This window comes from Streptomyces sp. NPDC057424, from assembly GCF_042803315.1.
Taxonomy (GTDB): domain Bacteria; phylum Actinomycetota; class Actinomycetes; order Streptomycetales; family Streptomycetaceae; genus Streptomyces.
Map to the genome: position 1 here is coordinate 1 of NZ_JBHVCP010000134.1, position 1444 is coordinate 1444.

Annotated in this window: 2 protein-coding genes and 1 pseudogene; all 3 read right to left on the reverse strand. The window is 69.4% G+C overall.

What is annotated here, in order from left to right; genetic code table 11:
* A pseudogene (locus ACFU3E_RS38425) lies at positions 1-103 on the reverse strand (oxidoreductase); the annotation flags it as partial.
* Positions 100-282: a hypothetical protein gene (locus tag ACFU3E_RS38430; protein WP_384169471.1), complete on the reverse strand. Its 183-nt coding sequence runs from the start codon at positions 280-282 to the stop codon at positions 100-102. The gene ACFU3E_RS38430 and the pseudogene ACFU3E_RS38425, both read right to left, overlap by 4 nt.
* On the reverse strand, positions 279-1349 hold the full coding sequence (locus ACFU3E_RS38435) for a Rieske 2Fe-2S domain-containing protein (RefSeq protein ID WP_384169474.1): 1071 nt from the start codon (positions 1347-1349) through the stop codon (positions 279-281). The genes ACFU3E_RS38430 and ACFU3E_RS38435 overlap by 4 nt, the downstream gene beginning before the upstream one ends.
* Positions 1350-1444 lie beyond the last annotated feature (95 nt).

Sequence of the window (1444 nt, forward strand, 5' to 3'; positions counted from 1 at the left end):
GCGGAAGCGGCTCGCCCAGCGGATGGCGCAAGGTGAGGGCGAGCACGCCGTCGGCGGCGGACTCCCGCCTCTCGACGATCAGTTCGGCCTCGTACACGCTCATGAGCTGTCCCCTCGCGGCTCGTCGGCCCTCACATGCCCCTGCGGGTGGGCGAGCATCCACTGCCACATCTCGACCGGGTCCTGCGCGGTGTGCTCACGGCCGCAGTGGCACGTGCCGTGCAGGGTGTCGGTGCCGGGCAGCCAGGCGATGCGGTAGATCTCGCCGGTGGGAGCGGTCACCGGACCTTCTCCACGGGCTTGTCGCCCTGCTCCACCAGCCGGGCGAGGATGCGGCGGGCGGCCAGACCACCGGTGTCGATGTTGATGCTCAGCTCCTGGTAGCCGGTGCGTTCGGTGCCGAGCGTCTTCTGCAGCAGGTTCAGCGCGGTGACGTCCTGCATCACGACCGTGTGGTTGTTGCCCCGCAGGAACTCGGTGACCTCGGCGTCGTCCGTCGCCCAGTCCCGCGAGACCGCCCAGAAGTCGTACACCGTGCCGTCGCCGGACGGGGTGATCGCATAGGTGATCTCGGTGTGGAAACCGTTCGGGTCACTGCCGTCCGCCTCGGGCTCCACTCCGACCGGCGCGATACGGCTGTGCAGCAGATACAGGCAGGGAGCGTGGTACTCGATGTCCTGCCACCGGGTGATCCGGCCCTCGATACCGGTGGAGCTCGCGTAGAACGGCGGGCACTCGGCATCGTCCATGTGCCGGCTCACCCGGACGATCCCGGCGCCCTCGTCGACCTCCGTCGTGATCGGCGTCTCGGCGACCTCGGGGGTGCCGATGTAACCGCCGTGCAGATACGTCTCATGGGACAGGTCGAGGAGATTGTCGACGAGCAGACCGTAGTCGCAGTCGATGGGCTCCATGCCGCGCACCGTGACCCAGCCGGGGGCGTCCAGGTGCCTCGCCCGGGGGATGGTCCGCGGGTCGGCGAGCACCGGGTCGCCGATCCACACCCAGATCAGCGAGTCCTGCTCGACGACCGGGTAGGAGGCGACCCGGGCCGTGCGCGGCACCCGTTTCTGCCCCGGCACGTACACGCACGTACCGGACGTGTCGTAGGTGAAGCCGTGGTAGCCGCACACGATCCGGTCCCCGTCCAGCCGCGTCGGCGCCTCCGACAGCGGATAACGGCGGTGCACACACCGGTCGTGCAGCACGACCGGCGTGCCGTCCTCCTCGGTCCGGTACAGCACGAGCGTCTCACCGAGGATCGTCCGTCCGAGCAACTCCCGCCCGACCTCGTGACTGTAGGCGGCGACGTACCACTGGTTCCTGGCGAAGGCGGTCATGTGAGGCATCGGCTTCCCGTCCCTGTCCGCGGGGCGCCGTCGCCCCGCTTGCCGTGGTTGGAATCAGCGTCGTGATGCCCGGGCAGGTCCGGCAAGGCGACTTC

Excerpts from the sequence above, each read along its gene's own strand:
- ACFU3E_RS38435 (WP_384169474.1), bottom strand. The coding sequence starts at position 1,349 with ATGCCTCACATGACCGCCTTCGCCAGGAACCAGTGGTACGTCGCCGCC.